The sequence below is a fragment of the Marinoscillum furvescens DSM 4134 genome, assembly GCF_003386095.1.
Classification (GTDB): domain Bacteria; phylum Bacteroidota; class Bacteroidia; order Cytophagales; family Cyclobacteriaceae; genus Marinoscillum; species Marinoscillum furvescens.
The window spans coordinates 89,195-110,963 of record NZ_QREG01000015.1 but is presented as its reverse complement, the minus strand read 5'-3'; the positions used below and the strand labels follow the sequence as shown (position 1 = coordinate 110,963).

Annotated in this window: 15 protein-coding genes; 3 read left to right on the top strand and 12 right to left on the bottom strand. The window is 47.4% G+C overall.

All coding sequences use genetic code 11. The features are described from left to right. Positions 1 to 23: 23 nt before the first annotated feature. From priA to C7460_RS15560, 3 genes are read left to right on the top strand one after another with little or no spacing between them, the layout of a single operon-like run. Positions 24 to 2,486 carry a replication restart helicase PriA gene (gene priA, locus C7460_RS15570; RefSeq protein WP_115869047.1) on the top strand — a complete coding sequence of 821 codons (2,463 nt, stop codon included), beginning with the start codon at positions 24 to 26 and terminating at the stop codon, positions 2,484 to 2,486. Further along, complete coding sequence (locus C7460_RS15565; RefSeq protein WP_115869046.1) at positions 2,487 to 3,212, top strand: hypothetical protein; 726 nt, start codon at positions 2,487 to 2,489, stop codon at positions 3,210 to 3,212. Further along, entirely contained in the window at positions 3,184 to 3,909 is a 726-nt protein-coding gene (locus C7460_RS15560; protein WP_115869045.1) for a hypothetical protein, read from the top strand. The genes C7460_RS15565 and C7460_RS15560 overlap by 29 nt, the downstream gene beginning before the upstream one ends. On the opposite strand, the gene surE is transcribed toward C7460_RS15560, so the two are convergent. From surE to C7460_RS15500, 12 genes are all read right to left on the bottom strand, one after another. Next, a complete protein-coding gene (surE, locus tag C7460_RS15555; protein WP_115869044.1) occupies positions 3,910 to 4,683 on the bottom strand; it encodes a 5'/3'-nucleotidase SurE in 774 nt (257 codons plus the stop codon). It lies immediately after the preceding gene. Positions 4,684 to 4,691: 8 nt separating this feature from the next. Next, on the bottom strand, positions 4,692 to 5,294 hold the full coding sequence (locus C7460_RS15550) for a hypothetical protein (protein ID WP_147302977.1): 603 nt from the start codon (positions 5,292 to 5,294) through the stop codon (positions 4,692 to 4,694). A 13-nt stretch (positions 5,295 to 5,307) separates the two neighbouring features. Beyond that, entirely contained in the window at positions 5,308 to 6,525 is a 1,218-nt protein-coding gene (locus C7460_RS15545) for a bifunctional 3,4-dihydroxy-2-butanone-4-phosphate synthase/GTP cyclohydrolase II (RefSeq protein ID WP_115869042.1), read from the bottom strand. Positions 6,526 to 6,562: 37 nt separating this feature from the next. Continuing rightward, the gene (gene dnaG, locus C7460_RS15540; RefSeq protein ID WP_115869041.1) at positions 6,563 to 8,506 is read right to left on the bottom strand and encodes a DNA primase; all 1,944 of its coding nucleotides are present in this window, start codon (positions 8,504 to 8,506) and stop codon (positions 6,563 to 6,565) included. Between the two features lie 122 nt (positions 8,507 to 8,628). Continuing rightward, a complete protein-coding gene (locus tag C7460_RS15535; RefSeq protein ID WP_115869040.1) occupies positions 8,629 to 10,122 on the bottom strand; it encodes a sulfatase family protein in 1,494 nt (497 codons plus the stop codon). Positions 10,123 to 10,133: 11 nt separating this feature from the next. Then, the gene (gene bglX / locus C7460_RS15530) at positions 10,134 to 12,473 is read right to left on the bottom strand and encodes a beta-glucosidase BglX (RefSeq protein WP_262511856.1); all 2,340 of its coding nucleotides are present in this window, start codon (positions 12,471 to 12,473) and stop codon (positions 10,134 to 10,136) included. Next, positions 12,455 to 14,239: a family 43 glycosylhydrolase gene (locus C7460_RS15525; RefSeq protein ID WP_115869039.1), complete on the bottom strand. Its 1,785-nt coding sequence runs from the start codon at positions 14,237 to 14,239 to the stop codon at positions 12,455 to 12,457. The genes bglX and C7460_RS15525 overlap by 19 nt, the downstream gene beginning before the upstream one ends. Positions 14,240 to 14,241: 2 nt before the next feature. Beyond that, a complete protein-coding gene (locus C7460_RS15520) occupies positions 14,242 to 15,030 on the bottom strand; it encodes a carboxylesterase family protein (RefSeq protein ID WP_115869038.1) in 789 nt (262 codons plus the stop codon). Continuing rightward, complete coding sequence (locus C7460_RS15515) at positions 15,023 to 16,366, bottom strand: glucoamylase family protein (RefSeq protein ID WP_115869037.1); 1,344 nt, start codon at positions 16,364 to 16,366, stop codon at positions 15,023 to 15,025. Before C7460_RS15515 ends, C7460_RS15520 begins: the two co-directional genes overlap by 8 nt. 30 nt (positions 16,367 to 16,396) lie before the next feature. Beyond that, positions 16,397 to 18,361, bottom strand: coding sequence for a glucoamylase family protein (locus tag C7460_RS15510; RefSeq protein WP_115869036.1), 1,965 nt, complete (start codon positions 18,359 to 18,361; stop codon positions 16,397 to 16,399). Between the two features lie 70 nt (positions 18,362 to 18,431). After that, a complete protein-coding gene (locus tag C7460_RS15505) occupies positions 18,432 to 20,207 on the bottom strand; it encodes a LamG-like jellyroll fold domain-containing protein (RefSeq protein WP_115869035.1) in 1,776 nt (591 codons plus the stop codon). Positions 20,208 to 20,228: 21 nt separating this feature from the next. Beyond that, on the bottom strand, positions 20,229 to 21,755 hold the full coding sequence (locus tag C7460_RS15500; protein WP_115869034.1) for a RagB/SusD family nutrient uptake outer membrane protein: 1,527 nt from the start codon (positions 21,753 to 21,755) through the stop codon (positions 20,229 to 20,231). Positions 21,756 to 21,769: the final 14 nt, after the last annotated feature.

Sequence of the window (21,769 nt, the reverse complement as noted above, 5' to 3'; positions counted from 1 at the left end):
GAATGTAAGTTAGATTTGCCTCCTTGAGTTTCCTAGAAGTCATATTACCCCTTCCCCTGCCTGGCACGTTTACGTACCGATACTCGCCAGTGCTTTTCCCCAACCCACAAATTGGTGCCAGAGTAATTGTCCAGTTTGGCAAACGAAAAATCTACACAGGCATCATCCATCATGTGCATGACACAGTTCCTGACCAGTACCACCCCAAGGAAATTCTGGATATGGTGGACCAAACTCCTGTAGTAACCGCCGAACAACTTTCTTTTTTCGAGTGGGTAAGCGACTATTACATGTGCAGCCTCGGAGAAGTAGTAAATGCGGCCGTGCCTGCAGGATTAAAAATCTCTAGTGAATCCTACTTGTCTATCAACCCTGATATAGACGTGGAAGAGCTGGAGCTCACCGAAAAAGAACGCATCATCATCAACCATCTTCAATCTGGTGATGTCACCATGAATGACATGGGCAAGCTACTTGATATAAAGTCGCCCTATGCACATGTGAAAAAGCTTAAAGAAAAGAATGCTATACAGGTTTTCGAAAAGGTAAAAGACAAATACACTCCCAAGCAGGAAACGTGGATACGCCTAACCGGGCACTACGCTCAGGAGGACCAGCTGAATCTACTGGCTGCCCAGCTCGAAACCAAAAAAAAGCAGCTTGATGTACTACTCACTTACCTAAAAATGGTACCAATACTGGACGACCCCAGCTCCAATGATGAGGGCATCAGCAAAAAACACCTCACCAATACAGGCATCAGTATAAGCTCCCTGAAAACCTTGACCAAAAATGGTGTTTTTGAAGAATGGAAAAAAACTGTATCCAGGCTTGACACACTAGCTGACACCTCTCAAATAACCGTAAACCTTTCTACACAACAGCAGCAGGCAAGAGATGAGATCTTTCAGGCGTTCGAATCAAAAAGCACTGTACTGCTACATGGCGTAACAGGCAGCGGCAAGACCGAAATCTATATTTCGATCATCCAGGACATACTGGAAAGTGGTGGGCAGGTACTTTACCTATTACCAGAGATAGCCCTCACTACACAAATCATCAAGCGGCTTACGAGAGTATTCGGAAAAACCTTTGGTGTATTTCACTCCAAATATTCGGACAATGAGCGCGTAGAGGTTTGGCAAAAGGTATTACAAGGCGAGTATAATTTTGTGGTAGGAGTTCGGAGCGCTGTTTTCCTACCTTTTAACGACCTGTCGCTAATCATAGTAGATGAGGAGCATGAACCTTCATTTAAGCAATACGAACCTGCTCCCCGCTATCATGCTCGGGATGCGGCCATCTACCTGGCCGCAAAGTATCACGCCAAAGTGCTGCTAGGCACCGCCACCCCAGCGCTAGAAACGTACAAAAATGCCCTCGAAGGCAAATACGGGCTGGTAAGTCTGGAAAGTAGGTTTAGCAATGTAGACCTGCCAGAAGTAACCTTTGCAGATCTCATAAAGGAAAGAAAGCAACGTAAAATAAAAGGCAACTTCAGCTCAGTGCTCTTAGGGGCATTGAAAGATATTCTAGAGCGAAACAAACAAGCCATTTTGTTTCAAAATCGAAGGGGCTATGCGCCCTACCTCACCTGTGACAATTGTGGGTATATTCCCAAATGTCCGCATTGCGATGTAAGCCTCACCTTTCACAGCTATCAAAACCTCCTCATCTGCCACTACTGTGGCTATAAGTCTGAAGTGCTCAGCGAATGTGTGCAGTGTCAGTCTACAGAAATCAAAACGATGAGCTATGGCACAGAACGCATCGAAGAAGAACTGGAGCTGTTGCTTCCCACCGCTCGGATTCGTCGCATGGACCTGGACTCCACACGCAGTAAGTACAGTTATCAAAAGATTATCGATGAATTCGAGGCGGGTGACATTGACATTCTGGTGGGCACACAGATGGTAAGCAAGGGGCTCGATTTTGGAAATGTGGAGCTTGTAGGTGTGTTTGATGCGGACCGTATGATTCATTTTCCTGACTTTCGCTCCCATGAGCGTGCCTACCAACTCATCCACCAGGTAAGTGGACGTGCTGGTCGCAGGGATGTGCGTGGACAAGTAGTCATTCAGACAAACGACCCCATGCAACCACTACTGGCTTACCTGCGCAGGCAGGACTATATTGGCTTTTACCGGAGTGAAATACTGGAACGTGAACAGTTTCGCTACCCTCCGTTTTACAGAATCATCCAGATCACTTTCAAAGACCCTGACAAGCAGGTAGTGGGCGATGCTGCAAGATACTATGGTGGAATTTTGCGCAAACAGTTGGGAGACCATCGCGTGATGGGCCCTGTAGAGCCAATGGTGAGCAAAATCAGAAATCAATACTTATTTGAAATCACCGTGAAATTTGAAAAACAAGGCATCAACCTGCGTGCGTTAAAAGAATTCCTGCTTAATTCGCGTAATATGCTTCAAAGTCAGCGTTTGTATAAAAGCGTGCGCGTATACTTTGATGTAGACCCAGTATAAATGCAAAACAAATTTTACATCCTTCTATTTTGGCTGTTGGTAGCATGGGCATGTGACCCCTGCGACGATTGTGGTGAGCCTTTGGTTTATGACCCAAAGGTAAAACTGGTTTTTATCAACCAGGACAGTGCAGCACATCTTGAAGATAGTATCAGCAGGGTTACAGACTCTATAGACAACAATAAGCTTACACTGGCACTGTTAAAAGATACTTCAGTGTTTTTTGCTGACTCTCTAGAAACCATTGACAGCCTGGTAGAAGCGGGCGAAACAGAATACCTGGACAAGCAGGAGGCTCTTAACCACACCATAGATAGTCTGGATACCAGTGCAGACTCCCTATCCTCCTGGAACCGACAACTCAACACCCTCAAATCGGACCTAAATACAATCGTGAAGGTAATCAGTGATGGAAAAGTACAGCTTGATGAAGTAATACTGGTAGAAGCCAATAAACAGGTGGTATTCGAGGATACATTGAGTTCGTTTGGGTTTCCTTTACTTCTGGCCGATGGGCCGGGTGTAAGTAGTTTCGAAATCACCCTTGCTGATGAACAGTATACCATCGCTTTTGAATACACTACCTTTGAGGAAATGGGAGCTGATCGGATATTGCGGGTACTCGCCACCGATGTAAACGTTACTAACTATACTGGATTTGACTCCTTGAAGATCAACTGTGAAACGTGCCTAAGCAATGAAACGACTGTCACTGTATATTTTTAGTAGCTGGATTAGCCTGATAGGACTAGCCCAGGTGGCAGACACCACACAGACTGCACCCTCAGACTCAGTGGCCACACTTCCTGTAGAGCAAGCACCTCCTCAGCTATTACAGCCTTCTCTGCTTTGGGACTATGGCAAGTCCATCACCACTGCTGCAGGCTTTGATCAGAAATACGAAGGGTCACTTACGCTGTTGTTTTTTGAAAGGTATTACCTCATAGGCGAAGCAGGAAAGGCAAGTCTTAGTCCCGAAAATGCCATCGAAAACGGCTCTTATACCTCGGAAGGTGAATACTTTAGAGTAGGCGGTGGATATATGGCACCTATCAATGCGACCAGTAGGCTGGGAATAGGTGTAAACTATGCCATTAGCACCTTCGAAGATCGTGGGTCGGCATGGATAAAAAGTAGTGAAGGGGTGCAGGACGACTATCAGTATAACTTTGGCCCACGCCAGGGAGAAGCACGATGGATAGAAGCGGCAATAACTTCGGAGAGCAATCTAAGGCTAAACAAAAAAGAACCTGAGGCAAAAATCAACCAACTATTTTCTATCGGTTTTCAGTTTAGAATGCGCTTCATGTCCACTTATGACCGCTACAGTGTAATCGATGTATACAGCGTGCCAGGCTATGGCCGTGTGGTCAACAACCCCAACCCGGCACTTAATATCTACTTACGGTTTCACCCTTTCTGATCAAATATCCCATTCGTCATTGAGCACACGGATGGCATGATGGCCCGTAAGGTCAAACTGGCATGGTACCACGGAAACATAATTGTTTGCAATGGCCCATTCGTCATTGTCTTCTCCCTTGTCATGGTTGACAAAATTGCCCACCATCCAGAAATATTTCCGACCATTTGGGTCTACTCGCTGATCAAAATCCTCCTCCCAGCGTGCGTTGGCCTGCCGGCATACCTTTATGCCCTTGATTTTTTGTGACTGGCTGGCCGGGAAGTTCACATTGAGTGCTATGCCCTTTGGAATGCCTTTATCCAACACTTCCTGAGCTACTTTCAGCAGGTATTCGTCTACATGATCCATCTCAGCATCCGGGTCATAATCGCACAAACTATAACCAATAGCCGGTGTACCCTCTATGGCCGCCTCTATAGCCGCACTCATCGTACCTGAGTACAGCACGCTGATGGAGCTATTGCTACCATGATTGATACCACTTACTACCAAATCAGGCTTTCGATCTTTTAAAATATGGTGCTTGGCCAATTTCACACAGTCAGCAGGTGTACCACTGCATTCGTATGACCTCACCTCCTCACCAAACAAGCGGTTTTCTTTGATCCGTAAGGTATCCCCTACCGTGATGGCATGCCCCATACCAGACTGAGGACTATCAGGAGCTACTACGATCACTTCTCCCAGTTGCTTCATTAGCTCTACGAGCTTTTTTATGCCTCGGGAAGTGATACCATCGTCATTAGAAACTAAAATCAGTGGCTTAGCCATAGTGTTTTTTATAGTGAGTTGTAAAATGCTGTAATTCTAATCAGATCGGGTACTTCGTCCGTTTTCAATCGGTTTTTCTTCACAAAACTTTTCACATCATGCTGATGCTTTCTCATGATCTGCAAGAGGTCGTTTCGCTTGCCGGTAAAGACATCTATATTCCCTTCTTTATCCAAAAAGTAAAAGGTGTAACTGACAACATCCCGAATATAAGTTGATCCCCAATAAGCAGAACTGTTGGAAACAGTTTCCTGTACAATTTCCTCACGCGCCAGAAGTGAAAGCGGCCCTTCATAGAGCACTTCAAAAAGTATCGGGATTTTGTAATTGTAATTAACGTTGTAGGGAATAGAGTAAAACTGACGATAGTTTTCGAGCAACTTATCATAAATCTCAAAATAGAAGAGCTTATGGCTACTAAAGGTCTTCACCACGTTGCCCTGTTGAACTTGCACGATGTTGGTCTCCATGTCGTACTTGATGGATCCGTAGATAGAATCCTGATCTGTACTCACCAGATAGCCATCATGCCACAGTTCGCTCGAAAACTCCTGAGCACTGGCACTGCTCAGTAGCAGCACCAGACCAAATATCAACATTAATTTATTCATCAGTTGGGAGCCCTTATTTTTTCAAAATATTGTGCCCCATTTTATCACGTTTGGTTTCCAGATACCTTTGGTTGTGAATGTTGGGCACCACCTCTATCGGCACATTGTCTACAATTTCCAGGCCATAGCCCATGAGTCCAACTCGTTTTTTAGGGTTATTCGTAATCAGGTTGATTTTGGTTACGCCCATTTTGCGTAGTATTTGAGCCCCCACACCATAGTCGCGCTGATCCATTTGGAAGCCCAGTCGTTCATTGGCCTCTACGGTATCTAGACCCTCTTCTTGAAGCTTGTAAGCTTTTAGTTTGTTGACCAACCCTATACCGCGCCCTTCCTGATTCATGTAAAGCACGATACCTTTGCCTTCTTGCTGTACCATTTCCATGGCTGCATGCAGCTGTGGTCCACAGTCGCACCTACACGACCCAAAAATATCACCCGTCATGCAGGAAGAGTGTACACGTACCATCACAGGTTCGTTTTCCTCCCATTCGCCTTTGTAGAGCGCTAGATGGGTTTCTCCGGTATTCTTTTGCTTAAATGCGCGCAGTTTAAAATCGCCATGCTCGGTGGGCATGTCTACGGTAATCTCCTCCTCTATCAGCGACTCATGCTTCATCCGATATGCAATGAGGTCTTTGATGGCTACCAGTTTGAGGTTAAACTTATCTGCAATCACTCTCAGGTCAGGGAGGCGAGCCATCGTACCATCTTCCTTGAGGATTTCTACTAAAACCCCTGCTGGTTGTAGGCCTGCCAGCCTGGCAAAATCTACAGCTGCTTCGGTGTGACCTGTGCGGCGCAGCACGCCACCCTGTTTGGCTTTAAGTGGAAAAATATGCCCGGGCTTACCGAGTTCTTCTGGCTTTGTGTCGGGGTTTACCAAAGCCTGAATTGTCTTGGCCCTATCGCTCGTACTGATGCCTGTGGTAGTACCATGACCTATGAGATCTACAGATACGGTAAAGGGGGTTTCATAAGCAGCCGTATTTTTACCCACCATCAGTTCCAGACCCAGCTCTTCACAGCGCTCCTCCAGCAGAGAAGCACAGATCAGCCCTCGTCCTTCCTTCGCCATAAAGTTGATGATTTCGGGAGTGACCTTCTCTGCCGCACAGATAAAATCACCCTCATTTTCTCGATCTTCATCATCTACTACTACGATAATCTCACCTTTGCGAATCGCCTCAATAGCCTCTTCTATCGGGTCTAGCATACGCTCTTCGTTCATATATCTTCTTGTTGTTTATTGCTTTTGCTTCTGATAATTATTTGACAGTCACATTGCCCAGACTCTGAGCGATGCTCATCTCTATCTTTTTGTATTCATGAATTTCGTCTAACAACTGATCGATTTCTTCAATATCTGTAGCCTCTTTAAGCTTTTTATTTTCTTCCGCAATCAGATGTTGCACGATTCTAAACTTCAACCTCAATATATTCGAATAAGTTATGTCTTTTAGATGATCCTGCTCTTTTGGGATATAAATCTGAAATTTTTTCTCCCAGTTTTCGCTCACCTCATAGCGAGAAGTCATCAGGTTTACAACCTCACGTTTTACAGCCTCCGACCCATGATCGAGCAAATAATCACCATCTACAATCACTCCTTCTGACAGCTTTCGCTTAAAAATTTCCAGAATCTCTTTGTACACCGGGTTGGTAAACTGAATCTCCTCAACTTCAGCCAGGAAATAGGACAACAGCTCCTCACTCACCTCCTCTTGCGTAACGATACTGCTTTTGCCGTAGTTCACCAGCACCCGGGCACTTTCGCGCTCTTGTAGCTCTATGACCTTCACAATATCCAGCTGATCTGCCTCCTGACCATCGGCTATCAGCATATCCTGTGGCTGCACCGGCGGAGGGCCATCAAACCGATCGTTTGGCTTGCGCTGCTCCTGGCTTTTCTGAATGAGCAGCTTGTTTTGCTCTGCTACCAATGCCTGCTCACTAATCCCCAGCAGATCACTACATTCCTTGAGGTATACAGTACGTTTTACCGGATCATCAATTTTGGTAATGGTCCGTACGATATCCTTAATAAGCGCCGCACGCTTTACAGGGTCATCACTAGCCTCCTTTAAAAAGAGCTTGGTCTTAAACCGAATGATATCCTGCGACTCTTCATCTATGTAGTGGCTAAATGCAGTAGCTCCCAGGCTTCGGGCATAGCTATCCGGGTCTTCTCCATCGGGTAGTGCCACAGCGCGTACGTTGAGGCCACCTTCCAGCAGCATATCGATACCTCTGATAGAAGCTCTGATACCAGCAGCATCACCATCAAAGATCACCGTAACATTGTCGGTGTACCGCTTAATAAGCTTGATCTGATCCGCTGTAAGTGCGGTACCCGATGACGACACCACATTTTTGATGCCCGTTTGATGCATGGAAATCACATCCGTATATCCCTCTACCAGATATACCCGGTCTTCCTTACGGATTTCCTGTTTGGCCTGAAAAAGCCCATACAGCACCCGGCTTTTGTTGTAAAGCTCGGTTTCTGGTGAATTGAGATACTTCGGTTGCTTTTTGTCTTTGCCCAGCATTCGAGCTCCAAATGCCACCACCTTACCGGAAATATTGTGGATCGGAAACATAACCCGCGCCCGGAAGCGATCATATACCTTACCGCCTTCTTTGGTTACCACAAGTCCGGCTTCCTCTAGCAAATCCCTCTTGTACCCTTTAGCTTCAGCCGTTTTCAGCAAGTGATCCCAGGCTTCTACACTATATCCTAGCTCAAAATCTTTGATAGACTCATCGGTAAAGCCTCGCTCGCGGAAATAGGTAAGTCCGATGGACTTGCCCTCTTCTTCCTCCCAAAGCAGATGCTGAAAGTGGTCCTTGGCAAAATTCATAAGGATGAAGAGACTTTCCTTGCGGTTTTGAGCCTCCAGTGCTTCATCACTCTGCTCTTCTTCCTTGATCTCTATGCCATACTTCTGCGCCAGGTATTTGAGTGCCTCTACATAGGTGAGCCCATCGATCTCCATGAGAAATGTGATGGCGTCCCCACCTTTTCCACTACTAAAGTCTTTAAAAATCCCCTTGGAAGGGACTACATAGAAAGACGGTGTTTTCTCAGTAGAAAACGGGCTAAGTGCCTTATAGCTAGAGCCTGACCGCTTGAGCGTGACATAGTCACCTACCACCTCGATGATATCGACGTGGTTTTTGATTTCTTCTATGGTCGCGGGACTAATCATAAGACTTAAGACTCAAGTGGTGCAAAACTACTGCAACCACTTAAAAAAGGTATCAGACATCAGTAAAAACAAAAAAACGTCGGAGCAGATACCCCGACGTTTTCATCTAACACTAACCTAACCTAATAAGTGCCCCGATAGCGATGATCAAACCGCTTGCCATGGTCGGGCTTTAGCGGCATAGACTCGCCTCCTGTTTCCTGCAGCCAATCAAAGAGCGCATCTCGTAGCCCTTTGGCTACATCTGCATATTTAGGATCTCGTATGAGGTTTTTCATCTCTTCAGGATCATTCTGGATGTCATAAAGTTCGTTGATATCCCAAACACCGTGATAGCGAATAAACTTGTACTGAGACGTGCGTACAGCATGTACGGTAGGTGTTTGCGGGAAAGGGCGCTCCCAGAAATACTCATAATACACGGTATCTCTCCACGCAATATTTTCCTGATAAAGCAGTGGCTTAAAGGAGTTGCCATCCATGTGGCTTTTGGTGGACAACCCCGCAAAATCCATGATGGTGGGCCCTACATCTACATTTTGTACAACTTCTGTGAGTTTGGTGCCAGCGGGCAGCCCGGCGCCCATCGCCAAAAACGGCACCCTCATGGATTCTTCATAAGCTTGCCTTTTGTCAATAAGTCCATGTTCTCCAAAAGAAAAGCCATTGTCACCCATATAAATGACCAGTGTATTTTCCAGCAATCCTTCATTTTCCAGGTAGTCCAGTACCGTCCCGATGCTTTCATCTACAGCCAGCAACGTTTCGCAGTAGCGTTTATAGAAATCTTCGAAGCTGATATGGCCATGGTACATATAGTCTACTCCATGCCAGCTATGGCGTTGAGCTTTTACCCAGTTGGGCAGATCCTCATAGTTGTACTCATCCGATGAGACAGTGCTTCGATCATGGCCTGGAGGAAACATACTCGGAGGATAGGCTACCTGCTCGTTTTCATATTTTCCTAAATGCCTTTTGGCTGGTTTAAAATCTGCGTGCACTCCTTTATGAGACAGGTAAACAAAGAATGGCTTTTCCCGGTCACGGTTTTGAAGGAAATCAAGGGCATAGTCCGTAAGTACATCAGACACATAGGCCGAATCGGGATGCTTCACCTCCGAACCATTGAAATTGATGGTTGGATTATAGTAAACCCCCTGACCTTTAAAGCTCGCCCAGTAATCGAAGCCTGGACGGGGAGCTGCATGATGCTCGCCCATGTGCCACTTACCTATAAAGGCTGTCTGATAGCCAGCCTCACCTTGTAAGTATTCTGGAAAGAAGGTGGTACCCTCAGGAATGAGTGACTGATTATCCACCACCCGATGATTATGAGCATATTGCCCAGACAGAATACTTGCTCTACTAGGCGAACATAGCGAAGTACTCACGAAGGCATTCTCTACGTGCACTCCTTCGGCCGCCATGCGGTCCATATTGGGTGTCTCGAGAAAAGGCACCTTGTTCATGAATCCCATAAAATCATATCTATGGTCATCACTGAGAATAAAAATGACGTTTTTCTTTTCCGACTGCTCAGCTACTGCAGCTTGCTCTTTGGGTGAGCAAGCCGCAGCGAGCGTGAGTAGTGCGCCGATGAATAAAGTGTTTTTCATAGTTTCTATAGTTACTTACTCCAGGTGATTTCTACTTTTTGCACGGCATCACTGCTACCTCCTACCATCAACTCAAACACGCCAGGCTCCCAGGTGTGAATGATCTTCTGGTCTTTGGCAAACTGGTCGTAGGTATAAAACTTCAGGTCATCTGTAGTTATTTCGAAGGTTACTTCTTTAGTCTCCCCGGCATTGATCGCTACTTTTTGAAATCCTTTAAGTTCCTTAACCGGACGTGTGGTGGAGCCTACCAAATCCCGAATGTAGAGCTGTACCACCTCTTTGCCTGACACCTTGCCGGTATTGGTTACGGGCACCGTGAGCTTCACCACATCCGACGCACCTGGTGCGGTGTGACTCACCGATATTTCGCCATACTCAAATGTGGTATAGCTGAGCCCATAGCCGAAAGCATAAAGCGGCTCATTGGATACATCCAGGTAGTTGCTGCGGAATTTCTGAAACCACTTGCCTTCTGGTAGTGGACGTCCGGTGTTTTTGTGGTTGTAAAAAATAGGCACCTGACCCACATTTTGAGGAAACGTCATAGGTAGCTTACCTGAAGGGTTTACCTCTCCTGAAAGCACATCTGCAATGGCCAGCCCGGCCTCCGTACCTCCAAACCAAACATTTAGTATAGCAGGCACATGCTCAGCCTCCCACTTAATGGCGAGTGGCCTGCCTGTAAAGAGCACCAGCACTACAGGCTTTCCAGTCTTTAGCAGAGCATTCAGTAATTTTTGTTGCGTCTTAGGAAGTCCGATATCCGTTCGACTGGAGCTCTCACCAGACATCTCCGCAGCCTCACCCAATGCGGCCACCACCACGTCGGCTTTTTTGGCCACAGCCACGGCCTCACGGATCATAGCCGCTTCTGAGCGCTCATCCCGGTAGGTGGGTTTCCCAAAGATGCTTACACGTGCTTCCAGCTCTTTATCCGCATAGATATTGGACCCTCGAGCATGTAAGATACGTGCGTCGGGCATTACTTGCTCGATTCCTTCTTTGAGCGATACGGCCTGATCAAAATCTGCCGCTACACTCCACGTGCCCGCCATATTCTCTTTATTGTCGGCCAGTGGCCCCACCAAAGCAATCGTCTGGTCAGACTGAATGGGTAGCACGTTGTTTTCATTTTTCAAAAGCACAAAAGACTCAGCAGCAATCTTTCTTGCTTCTGCTCTGTTTTCAGCCGTAAACACTTCCTTCTTTGCCCGCTCTGGATCTGCATACTGGTATGGGTTTTCGAACAACCCTAATCGGAACTTAGCTTCCAGAATACGTCTGCACGCCTGGTCTATAGCTGCTTCTGTTATTTTGCCTTCCTCCAGACTTTTTTGGAGAGTAGTCAAAAACCCTTCGCCAACCATGTCCATATCTATTCCAGCTTTTAGAGCGAGCGCTGAGACCTGCTCCAAATCACCCATGCCGTGAGCGATCATTTCATTGATGCCAGTGTAGTCGCTAACCACAAATCCATTGAAATCCCACTGATTTCTAAGCACCTCGGTCATTAACCAGCGATTTCCTGTGGCTGGAATACCATCAATTTCATTGAATGAAGCCATAACAGACCCTACGCCTGCATCCACGGCCGCCTGATAGGGGTAGAAATATTCGTTGTACATACGCAGGCGGCTCATGTCTGTGGTGTTGTAATCTCGACCTGCTTCGGAAGCGCCGTAGAGCGCGAAGTGCTTCACACAAGCCAGCATGGTGTTTGGTGCCGTAAGGTCATCGCCTTGATAGCCACGCACCATCGCTTTGGCTATTTCCCCTCCCAGGAAAGGGTCTTCTCCTGCACCTTCGGCTACCCTGCCCCAGCGGGGATCGCGGGCGATATCCACCATGGGTGAGAATGTCCAGGCAATACCGTCAGCGGTGGCTTCATTGGCTGCTATACGTGCAGACCGCTCGATGTTTTGCATGTTCCAGCTGGCTGCCAGGCCCAATGGTATCGGAAAGACAGTTTTATAGCCATGAATCACATCCATGGCAAAGATCAATGGGATCTTCAGACGGCTTTCTTCCACAGCGATGCGCTGCACTTCACGGATCTTCTCTGCCGTCTTGATGTTGAACAACCCACCAACTTTTCCTTCCTTGATTTTTTGGCCTATGCCTGAGCTGGTGGCCTCCCCCGTGCTGATATCTCCTGCCGAAGGCAAATTCAGCTGGCCAATCTTTTCTTCCAGGGTCATCAGCTGCATGAGCGAGTCTACTCGCGCACCTACATCTGATGGAGACTGAGGACGCTCAGTGCGCCCACAGCCTACCATACAGATCATCACTAACAACCAACTTATTTTCATCAATTCCTTCATCTCTAATTTCATTTGCTTGCCTCGCATGTCAATAGCTTTGATTTTTTAGAAATTCCATTTTCGTTAAATGCCTCTACCTGCAAGTAATAGTCCACGCCCTTGTTGAGGGCTCTTAGTGCATACTCTGACTGGTCGTAGATCATCACAGAGTTGTTTAGGCGGTCTGGAGCTATGCCCCAATAAACCACATAGCCCATGGCATCTTTTACGGGTTTCCAACTCAGGTCTGCATTGCGCTCATCAGATTGTCTGGCAGCTACAAAAGCGGCAGGCGTTTTCGGTGCTTTGCCATTTCCATTTCCAAACACTCTAAACTCCGCGATGGCCAGGTACTGATTAGGGAAATAGACGTTTTGATAGCGTACATACCTTGCTTTTACAGCCTCAGGCAGCTCTATGTAAGCGTGAGGTCTGTCCTGCTGGTTATCCGAAAAATCAACACTCGTCTGCCAGGTTTTGCCGTCTTTGGAGGTTTCTATTACAAACTGCTGACGCAAGGTGTCCGGCTTACCAAGTACGTATGCATTAAAATCCATAAAGTTGATTTGAACAGCCTTCACATCCATTACCTCCCCAAGATCTACTTGCAGGTATAGCGAATCGCTATTGTTTTCTGCCACCCAAAGGGTGCGCATGTTTTCGTCATTGGCACGACCAGCGGTATAATCAGGCTTTTCCTGATCCAGCATATATCCAGAGTCCGTTTCATCTACCACATTTTGCTTTACGCCTGTAAGCACACTATTAGTAGTAATGGGCTTGTCTTTAGACAAAAGCATCCATCCGGTAAAACGCTCTTTATGATCATCCACCTCAGTATCTGGTAAAAAGTGAGGATAATCGCCGTAAGCAGTGTTGACATACATCTGCCCGTCCTCCTCAAATCCAGCGGGAAACATACCAATGCGGCGCTCAAACTTGTAGTTTACGGAAATGGTCATGCTGGCATAGTGCCAGTATTGTCCGTGATTATCTCTCACCGTGCTGCCATGACCTGCCCCCGTGAGAAAACCTCCCGGCTTGTACGAAATGGGGTTGTAAGGAGCATACTCAAAAGGCCCCAAGGGGCTTTTGGCGGTATATACCCCATCCGCATAGACATTCCACTGGGTACCAGGCGCACTGTATTCGAGGTAGTAAGTATCACCATGTCTGGACATCCACGGTCCTTCTATAAACGGCTTCATGTCCGACTCATGGTTTTGACCAAAGCGTTCCCAGCCATGCACTTCGGGATGTAGCTTAAAGAGGTCTTTTTCTTCCGTTTTGGGTAAAAACCAGTTTTCAGCATCCAGTTCCACACCGCGAATCGGCCATTTGTTGGAAGATTCTTCGTAGAGGTACACCCGATCATCTTCATCCACAAAGAGGTTTGGGTCCTGAATACCTAAAGGAATGACACTATAGGTGGTTTTCCAGTCTCCTTTGATGGGATCATCGGTTTTGATCACGGCTCCACGCCCAGAGGGATCTCCAAGCACAATCACCTCGTCTTTGTACACGGCTGCAGCTGGCGCGTTGCTGCCATTGAAGTACCAACTCTGCGGACGCACAAACTTCCAATCGCTCATATCATCCGAATACCAGTAACCGTGCGAACGTGTGACAAACATGTAGTACTTGCCCTTGTAGTTGATCACAGCCGGATCTGCTCCAGAACGATACGAAACGCCGCGGTAAGCATAGTGTGACATGTAGGTATAATCAATATCCACTGGGTTGCAGTAGGTTTGTTTTTGAGCAAAACCACCTAAAGCCACTAAGCTTAAAAAAAGTATAATGAGGTATTTCATCTTCATTTTTTGGATTTAGAAAAAAGCCAGGGAAACAATTGAGGCTCTGCAAATGCCGGACCCCAGCTATTGTGGTTGGCATTTTTGTACAGGGTGTATTTCACATCAGCATCTGCCTTTTGGAGCGCAATGACCATGTCCGTACTGTAAGTAGGAAATACCACATCGTCTTTGGCGCCGTGAAACACCCACAGACTTGTATTTGCAGCATAGGCATCTACAGTGCTGGGGTTACCCCCTCCGCAAATGGGGAAAGCAGCCGCAAACATCTCCGGCCTCCGCCAAAGGATTTCGAAGGTTCCCAAACCTCCCATGGACAGTCCGCCAACATAGATTTGATCGTCTTTAGAATACTCCAACGATTGGATAGAATCCATAAGAGCCACCACCGCTTTCATAGGGGGCAGTGCCTTTCCTGAGTCTCTAAATGTGAACCTGTTGTTTCCCGGCTGACGCTCCACGTCCACAGTAGACCAGTAGCTCTCCCTTGGGCACTGTGGGAAAATTACGACTACCGGATAATCTGCTCGAAAATCTTCCGCCAGAAAAAGTTTACTTCCGTGTATGAGTTGGCGCTCATTGTCACTACCCCGCTCTCCTGCACCGTGCAGAAAAAGGACTACAGGATATTCTTTGTTGGCATCAAAGCCCTCTGGATAAAGGATACGGTAGTTTAGAGAAAACCCTTCGTTCTGGTAGACTTGCTTTTCAAATGTTGATTTATCAAGCTGAGCGCTGGCAACCGTACCAAAAAGCAGAAATAGGCTGAGAATTGAAAGCGCCTTATTCATAGCTAAAACCGAGTTTTTTGAGTCCTTCCTGTACTTCTGGTGCAGACATAAACAGGTCCCACAGCAATCCACTACGGTAGTTTTCGATCATGACCGGAATAGGTCCCTGATCGATGGCCAGGTAGCGAGGCAGGTACCAGTCATTTTCAAAGCTAAACGCATCATAAGGACCGTATTTTCCCACTAAAGAATCACGCTCCGGGGCGTAAAGAAATTCCATCATGGCCATGGTCTCTTCCGGTGTGTATGCAATGGAAGAAAGAGCTGCAGTTGGAGAAATGACCCCCAAATCCCTGTCTGGTCGGTGACCCGCATATCCTTTCATGGAGTAGCTGGAAGTCAGCCCCCAGCAGTTGGAGCCATAGCCTTCGTACCCTTCTGGATTTTCTACGCAGTAGGCATAGTGCGACTTGGCATGGGAGGTGTTGAGTGTCCAGTACTCACCATACTGATCTTTGAGCCCGCGGGGATCCAGCCCCAGGTACGAATAGTGTGCCCAAAACAACGGACCAACTTTACTGGCATCGTGCTCGTAGTGGTTGAGTACCAGGTCATAGCCATAGTAGGTCTCGTCTGTTTCGATGGCGCCATTTTTGGCCCAGCCTTCATGATAAACTTCCGGAGACACCCCATGGGTAGGTGATGATGCTGCCAATATGTACATGATCAAGCACTCGTTGTAGCCACCTACCGGAAAATCCATTTCCCAGCCATAATTTGGCGACCAGTGCCAGTACAACACATTTTCACCGCCTTTGGTGTGCCAGTCCCACTCTACATCTTTCCAGATAGCGTCGATGCGGCGAGCTATTTCTTTTTCGGCTTCATTTCCATCCTGAAAGTACTGACGAACAGCCAACAGCCCCTGCATCAAAAAGGCCGTCTCTACCAGGTCTCCACCATCATCCTTTTTGCTAAATGCTTTTACTTTTCCGGTATCTCCAAACCACCAGTGTGGGTATACACCGTGAAAGCGATCGGCTGTTTCCAGGAAATTGAGAATTTTTTGAAAACGCTCCACTGCCTGCGCTCGAGTAATAAATCCGCGCTCCACTCCTACCAGGATGGCCATCACGCCAAAGCCTGAACCACCAGAGGTGACCACATTACGATCGTTGCTGGGGTAAATATCATCCATGTGTATGCGCTCCCTTGCCAAACCAGAATTAGGCTCAGCACCTTCCCAGAAGTACTGAAAAGTCTGGTATTGTACGTGGGTCAACAATGAATCTTTAGAAACAGCTGTCGTGTTTGCTGCTTCATTCTGCTGTCTGCTGCTGCACGCTCCCGCCAGTAAGAGGCAGGCCATAAGTGAGATATATAATCCGTTCTTCATTGTATAGCTAAAATGTGATCTAAAGTTTTATCAATAAGTAAATCCTAGTATGTCTAACCCGTCTTGCACCTCAGGAGCTGACATAAAAAGCTCCCAAAGCAATCCGGTACGATAGTTTTCGATCATGATTACAATCGGCCCCTGATCGATGGCCAGGTATGACGATGCAGTCCAATTTTCCGTCACATTGAAGGCATCGTAAAACCCATATTCGCCCCAGAGCTCATCACCCATGATGTAATAGAAATGACGGATAGCCGCCATGCTTTCTTCCGGTGTGTAGGGTATAGAAGACACGGCTGCCGTGGGCGTAATTACCCCCAGGTCATTGTCTGGAGAATGTGCATTGTATCCTTCATGATTATCACTGGCAGTAAGGCCCCAGCAGTAGGATTTGTAGCCAATGTATTGCTTGGGGTTCGCGGCGCAGTATGCATGATTGATTTTGCTGTGGTTTACATTTTGGTCCCAGTAGTTAGCATATTGATCTATCAGGTTTCTTGGGTCCAGCCCAAAAAAGGAATAATGCGAAAAAAACAATGGTCCTCCTCTATCAGACCGTAAAGGCATCGTGTATCCAAAATGGCTCACCGACTGACCATTTACCATATTTCCTCCACGTGCCCAGCCCTGGGTGTATACCTCCTTGCTGATGCCGTGGGTGGGTGAAGCTGCCGCCAACACATAGGTGATCAGGGACTCATTCCACCCTTGAATCTTATGATTCATCTCCCAATCATACGTTTCACTCCAGTGCCAGTACAGTACATTTTCACCTCCTTTGGTGTACCACTCCCACTCCACACCATGCCACAGCTGATTGATGGTGGCAATGATGCTAGCTTCTTCGGTATCTGTCGCATCCAGGTACTGCCTTACCGTCAGCAGACCCTGCATCAAAAAGGATGTTTCCACCAGATCACCTCCATCATCTTTGGTACTAAAAGGACGCGTTTTACCTGTGGTGCCATTTAGCCAGTGAGGCCATACGCCGTGGAAGCGCTCTGCCTTATCGGCCAAAAAGTTGACGATGGTCTGAAGGCGCTCTACACCCGCTGCACGTGTGATAAACCCGCGCTCTATGCCTACCAGAATGGCCATCAGGCCAAACCCAGATCCTCCTGTAGTGACGGTTTCACCACTTGTATTGCGCTCGCGAGCCAGGCCACTTACCGGGTGGGCAAAGTCCCAGAAGTATTTAAAAGTCTGCTGCTGAATCAAGGTAAGCAATTCGTCATCAGTCATCTCAGGAAATACTGGAGTAGAATCCAGCTCCGTAACCAGCTCTAGTGACCAACCGCCAAAGGGCTCACCCTCCAGACCGGTAAAGTCATCACTCAACGAAAGCTCGTACAAGTTCCACTCTGCGAGTGTAGAACTCGATGCAACTGATGCCTTTTGTTCATTTTCTGAAATGGAAATACTAATGCTTGGGCTTCCTGCTCCACTCAGCTTAAGGTTTTGCTCTAAATCCTCCACGCTCACTGGCACGCTAAAATCAAAAACCACTTCAAGGTCACGCGCCACATCTGTTTGCCTAAACTCGTTGGTGAGCGATTGTCCATTGAGAACTACTTTCTGGATGACCAACTCACCTCGGATCGTTCTGAACTGTATGGTGGTAGGCGTCAGCTGCTGGCCTTCCGTGCCAGAAAATCCGTCCTGAATCTGTAGTGTATAGAGCGTGGCATGTTGCAGGCCTCCTGTTGGCCTGAGGGTAAGCGAATGTGGCGATGGGAATGAAAGCGTAAAATCGACTTCATCAATACCGGTTGTAAGCGTCAATGCATCTTCTGCTGAAGATTGATTGATAGCAGCCGAAAAAACAAGTGAAAGAGATCGATCTACTGGTGCGTCCTCCGTGATGGCCTCAAGCTTAAGGGCAACATCACCTAAGAAAGCGTTTTCCAGGCGTAATGCTTCCACCTCATCCTGTTGCTTGCAACTGGAATGGAGCAACAAAAAAAGCACCGTAAAGTAGACCAATGGTTTCATAGTAGTAGGTAGAATTGGGGTTGCCTTCAACAAGGCAACCCCGAGGAATTATGATAAATTGAACTGGTTGTCAATTACCGCTTGCTATCGCCTGCACTTCTGCCTGCGTTAGTGCCTTATCAAAGATGAACAGGTCATCGAGCTGACTCTGATCTGCGCCGTGGCCCCAGCCAGTGAAGCGAGGTGCTCCGGATCCGATAGACAACAGGTCACAGCCCGTCCAGTCTACACCGGTGAAATCACCCTGAGCTACCACTTCACCATCGATATAGACGGTGCATTGTGTAGCCGAAATGGTAAAGGCCATGTGTACCCACCCTGAATTAGCCGTAGGGTCAATGGTAGCTGCAGCGCCACCATCAAACCAGCTATCAGCTTCTCCAGAGCCTACGTTGAGCTTGAATATCTGGTTGGTCTCTCCTCCTTCGCGGAAAAAGCGGAATCCACTGGTTCGTTTGTTCTGGGCGTCAGGGTTATCCGTATCTTTGGGGCCCATGACCAGTATCCCTGCACGATCCGGCGTAGCATTCACTTTGTACCAAAACGTCGCACTGAACTCATCGCTTTGGAGTGAGGTAGCAGGCACACTCACATAGGAGTCAGCTGCTCCCTGATAAGCATTGGCTCCTACTTTACCACTACCAGCAAAGCCTGGGTTTCCTACCGCTGTGGCATTTAGGTCGCCAATGGTTTCAGTCAAATCACCTTCAAATGGCATGTGAAATACTTCGCCATACTGGCTTCTATCTACTGCATTTCCTGATTCATTTTCGATGATCGTTGCGATCTCCTGAGCAGATAGCTCTTTATTGAAAATGCGCAATTCATCCATGAAACTTTGATCTGACAGGTGCCCCCAGCCGGTAAAACGTGGTGCTCCAGACATGATAGACAGCACGTCACACCCCGTCCAGTCTACGCCTGCAAATTCTCCCTCTTTAGCAACAACACCATCAATGTATACAGTAGCCTTAGAAGCTCCTATGGTAAAGGCAATGTGCGTCCATTCGTCAGCAGAGGGATCTACATCCGCCGCAGCGCCACCGTCAAACCAGCTATCCGATTCTCCTGTTCCTACATTTAGCTTAAAGCGCTGCATTCCTCCGGCATTTTCTCGGAAGAGACGAAAACCACTGGTTCGTACATTTTGATTATCGGGGTTGGCACTGTCTTCGGGACCCATGACCAACACACCTGCGCGATCAGGAGTAGCATTTACCTTGACCCAAAATGCAGCACTAAATTCACTTCCTTGCAGTCCTTCTGTAGGGAAAGTAAGGTATGACCCTTCAGCACCTGCATAAGCATTTCCTCCCTGTATGCCTTCACCAGCAAACCCGGGATTTCCCACTACTGTGGGCTGTGTGATACTCACCAGCTCGATGTTGTCGCCATCGAATGGCATGTAAAACACCTCTCCATCGTACATAGGCACGTAGGCTGGCTCTTTCTCAAAGTTTACAGACTCGGAAGTCGATTTCCCTTCTATGTCTGTGGCTGTAATGGTCAGCACATGGCTTCCATCGTTTAGCTCTTCGTATAGATACTCTTCTTGTACGCGTCGGTAGTCTTTAAACTCATTGTAGCTACTAATTTCTGTACCGTCGAGGTTTACACTAATGGACGCGATTTCAATATCGTCCTCCACCTCAAACTTGATATTGATAGAAGTCACAGCCTCATTTACCTTGATCTTCGTTCCTTCCTGAGGGTAGTTGATCGTCACGGTGGGGGCAGCCTCATCGGCTCCGGGCTCCATCGGTGTGATGGGGTCTATGCCTTGCTCGCAGGAAAATGCGAACAAAGCTGCCACCGCCATAAATGTGATTTTATATATTGTTTTCATGTCTTTTTATCGTTTGGACTATTACTGATTGAGCTTAGGGAGCTGGTCTACCTGGTTTTGTGGATAAGGCAAGAATCTGTCGGATTCATCAAAAGTCCTGTCAGACTCATCCAGTTCACTTCCACGTCCATGGCGCACCATATCGTAGAAGCGGTTGCCCCATTCCATGCCCAGCTCTGCCAGCTTTTCGTTCAACACATCATCCAGGGTAACACCTGAAAGTGGTGTGGCAAACCCTGCTCGATTTCTCACAGCATTCACCGCTTCATCGGCTGACATTACGCTGCTATTGGCTCCATTGACGAGCGCTTCGGCATGTACCAGCAACATCTCCGCATAGCGAATGCATTGGAAGTTTTTGTTGCTACCATAGCGTGTACGACCAGGAGTCAGTTGGTTGGATGGCAGGTAGTGCTTACCGCTGCTAAACAGCGCTCTGGCGTTGTTGTTGATTTGATCTCCATCGCGAGTGACACTTGACACATGATCTGGCAGTGTGGAGTATGCCGGATCAGCCTGCAATTCCTCGATACCCGCGGGGGTAAACAGCACACTGGTTTCCAAACGAACAGATTCATCTCTATCCAGCATGAACTTTATGTACTCCAGAGATGGCTCATAAAAACCCCATCCGCCAGAAGCTGACTCTACGGCTGGAGTCCAGTTGGAAGGACCATAGGGGGCGTAGAGGTGATCAAAAGAATCGCCTTCACCTTGTCCAAAGTCTGAAAATTGTAGCTCCAGTATATTTTCATCATTGAGTTTTCCATTGAGTTTGAAAAGGCTATAGAAATCAGGCTCCAAACTAAATTCACCAGACCCAATGATCTCTGAAGTAGCATCAGCCACGGCCTGCCAATTGTTGATCTCAAGGTTGGCCAGTGCTTTCACGGCATAAGCCGTATATACTGTCATTCCTCCTCGGATATCAGTTCGCTGATTGGGATGCACTGTTGGCAGATTGGGGATAGCCAGGTCCATTTGCTCAGAGATGTGCTGCATCACTCCTTCAAATGAAGTCACATCTGCCTCCAGCAAGGCAATAGCTTCTGAGCTTTGGGGCACATATACATCTCCCCACAAACGAGCCACTTGCAAAAGCATATAGGCACGCATCACGCGGATTTCTGCAATATATTGATCTGCCAGTGCGGGATTAGGTGCAAACTCTTTGTATTTGGAGAGCTCTTCCATAGCTGCATGAGCATTTAAGATATCTCCGTAGAATCCCTCCCAGGTGCTGTTGTACAGCCAGAAGTTGGGGTCATATCGATACAGATCGGTTTCGGTCAGTGGCACCTGATCTCCCGCGGCATTTACATCATCACCACGTACACCAATCAGCAGGTGATTTTCCCATCCCCGGGTGTAGAATCCTTCGTATGCGCCGATGAGTACCGGCAGCATATTGTCCGAATTGGTATAGTCGGTATCTTCACTGAACACGGTGTTTTCATCCGGTTCTTCCAGACGATCCTCGCAGGCAGAAAACGAAACCACCGCCAGGGCGAGCATCAATCCATGTATTGCTTTATATAATCGTTGCATAATTCTTTCTGGAT

Bases quoted from the DNA above. Each gene is read 5' to 3' on its own strand.
- C7460_RS15525 (WP_115869039.1), bottom strand. From the start codon at position 14,239: ATGAAATACCTCATTATACTTTTTTTAAGCTTAGTGGCTTTAGGTGGT.
- bglX (WP_262511856.1), bottom strand. From the start codon at position 12,473: ATGCGAGGCAAGCAAATGAAATTAGAGATGAAGGAATTGATGAAAATA.
- C7460_RS15510 (WP_115869036.1), bottom strand. From the start codon at position 18,361: ATGAAACCATTGGTCTACTTTACGGTGCTTTTTTTGTTGCTCCATTCC.
- surE (WP_115869044.1), bottom strand. From the start codon at position 4,683: ATGGCTAAGCCACTGATTTTAGTTTCTAATGACGATGGTATCACTTCC.
- C7460_RS15545 (WP_115869042.1), bottom strand. From the start codon at position 6,525: ATGAACGAAGAGCGTATGCTAGACCCGATAGAAGAGGCTATTGAGGCG.
- C7460_RS15505 (WP_115869035.1), bottom strand. From the start codon at position 20,207: ATGAAAACAATATATAAAATCACATTTATGGCGGTGGCAGCTTTGTTC.
- C7460_RS15520 (WP_115869038.1), bottom strand. From the start codon at position 15,030: ATGAATAAGGCGCTTTCAATTCTCAGCCTATTTCTGCTTTTTGGTACG.
- C7460_RS15560 (WP_115869045.1), top strand. From the start codon at position 3,184: ATGAAACGACTGTCACTGTATATTTTTAGTAGCTGGATTAGCCTGATA.
- C7460_RS15565 (WP_115869046.1), top strand. From the start codon at position 2,487: ATGCAAAACAAATTTTACATCCTTCTATTTTGGCTGTTGGTAGCATGG.
- C7460_RS15535 (WP_115869040.1), bottom strand. From the start codon at position 10,122: ATGAAAAACACTTTATTCATCGGCGCACTACTCACGCTCGCTGCGGCT.
- C7460_RS15550 (WP_147302977.1), bottom strand. From the start codon at position 5,294: ATGAATAAATTAATGTTGATATTTGGTCTGGTGCTGCTACTGAGCAGT.
- dnaG (WP_115869041.1), bottom strand. From the start codon at position 8,506: ATGATTAGTCCCGCGACCATAGAAGAAATCAAAAACCACGTCGATATC.
- C7460_RS15500 (WP_115869034.1), bottom strand. From the start codon at position 21,755: ATGCAACGATTATATAAAGCAATACATGGATTGATGCTCGCCCTGGCG.
- C7460_RS15515 (WP_115869037.1), bottom strand. From the start codon at position 16,366: ATGAAGAACGGATTATATATCTCACTTATGGCCTGCCTCTTACTGGCG.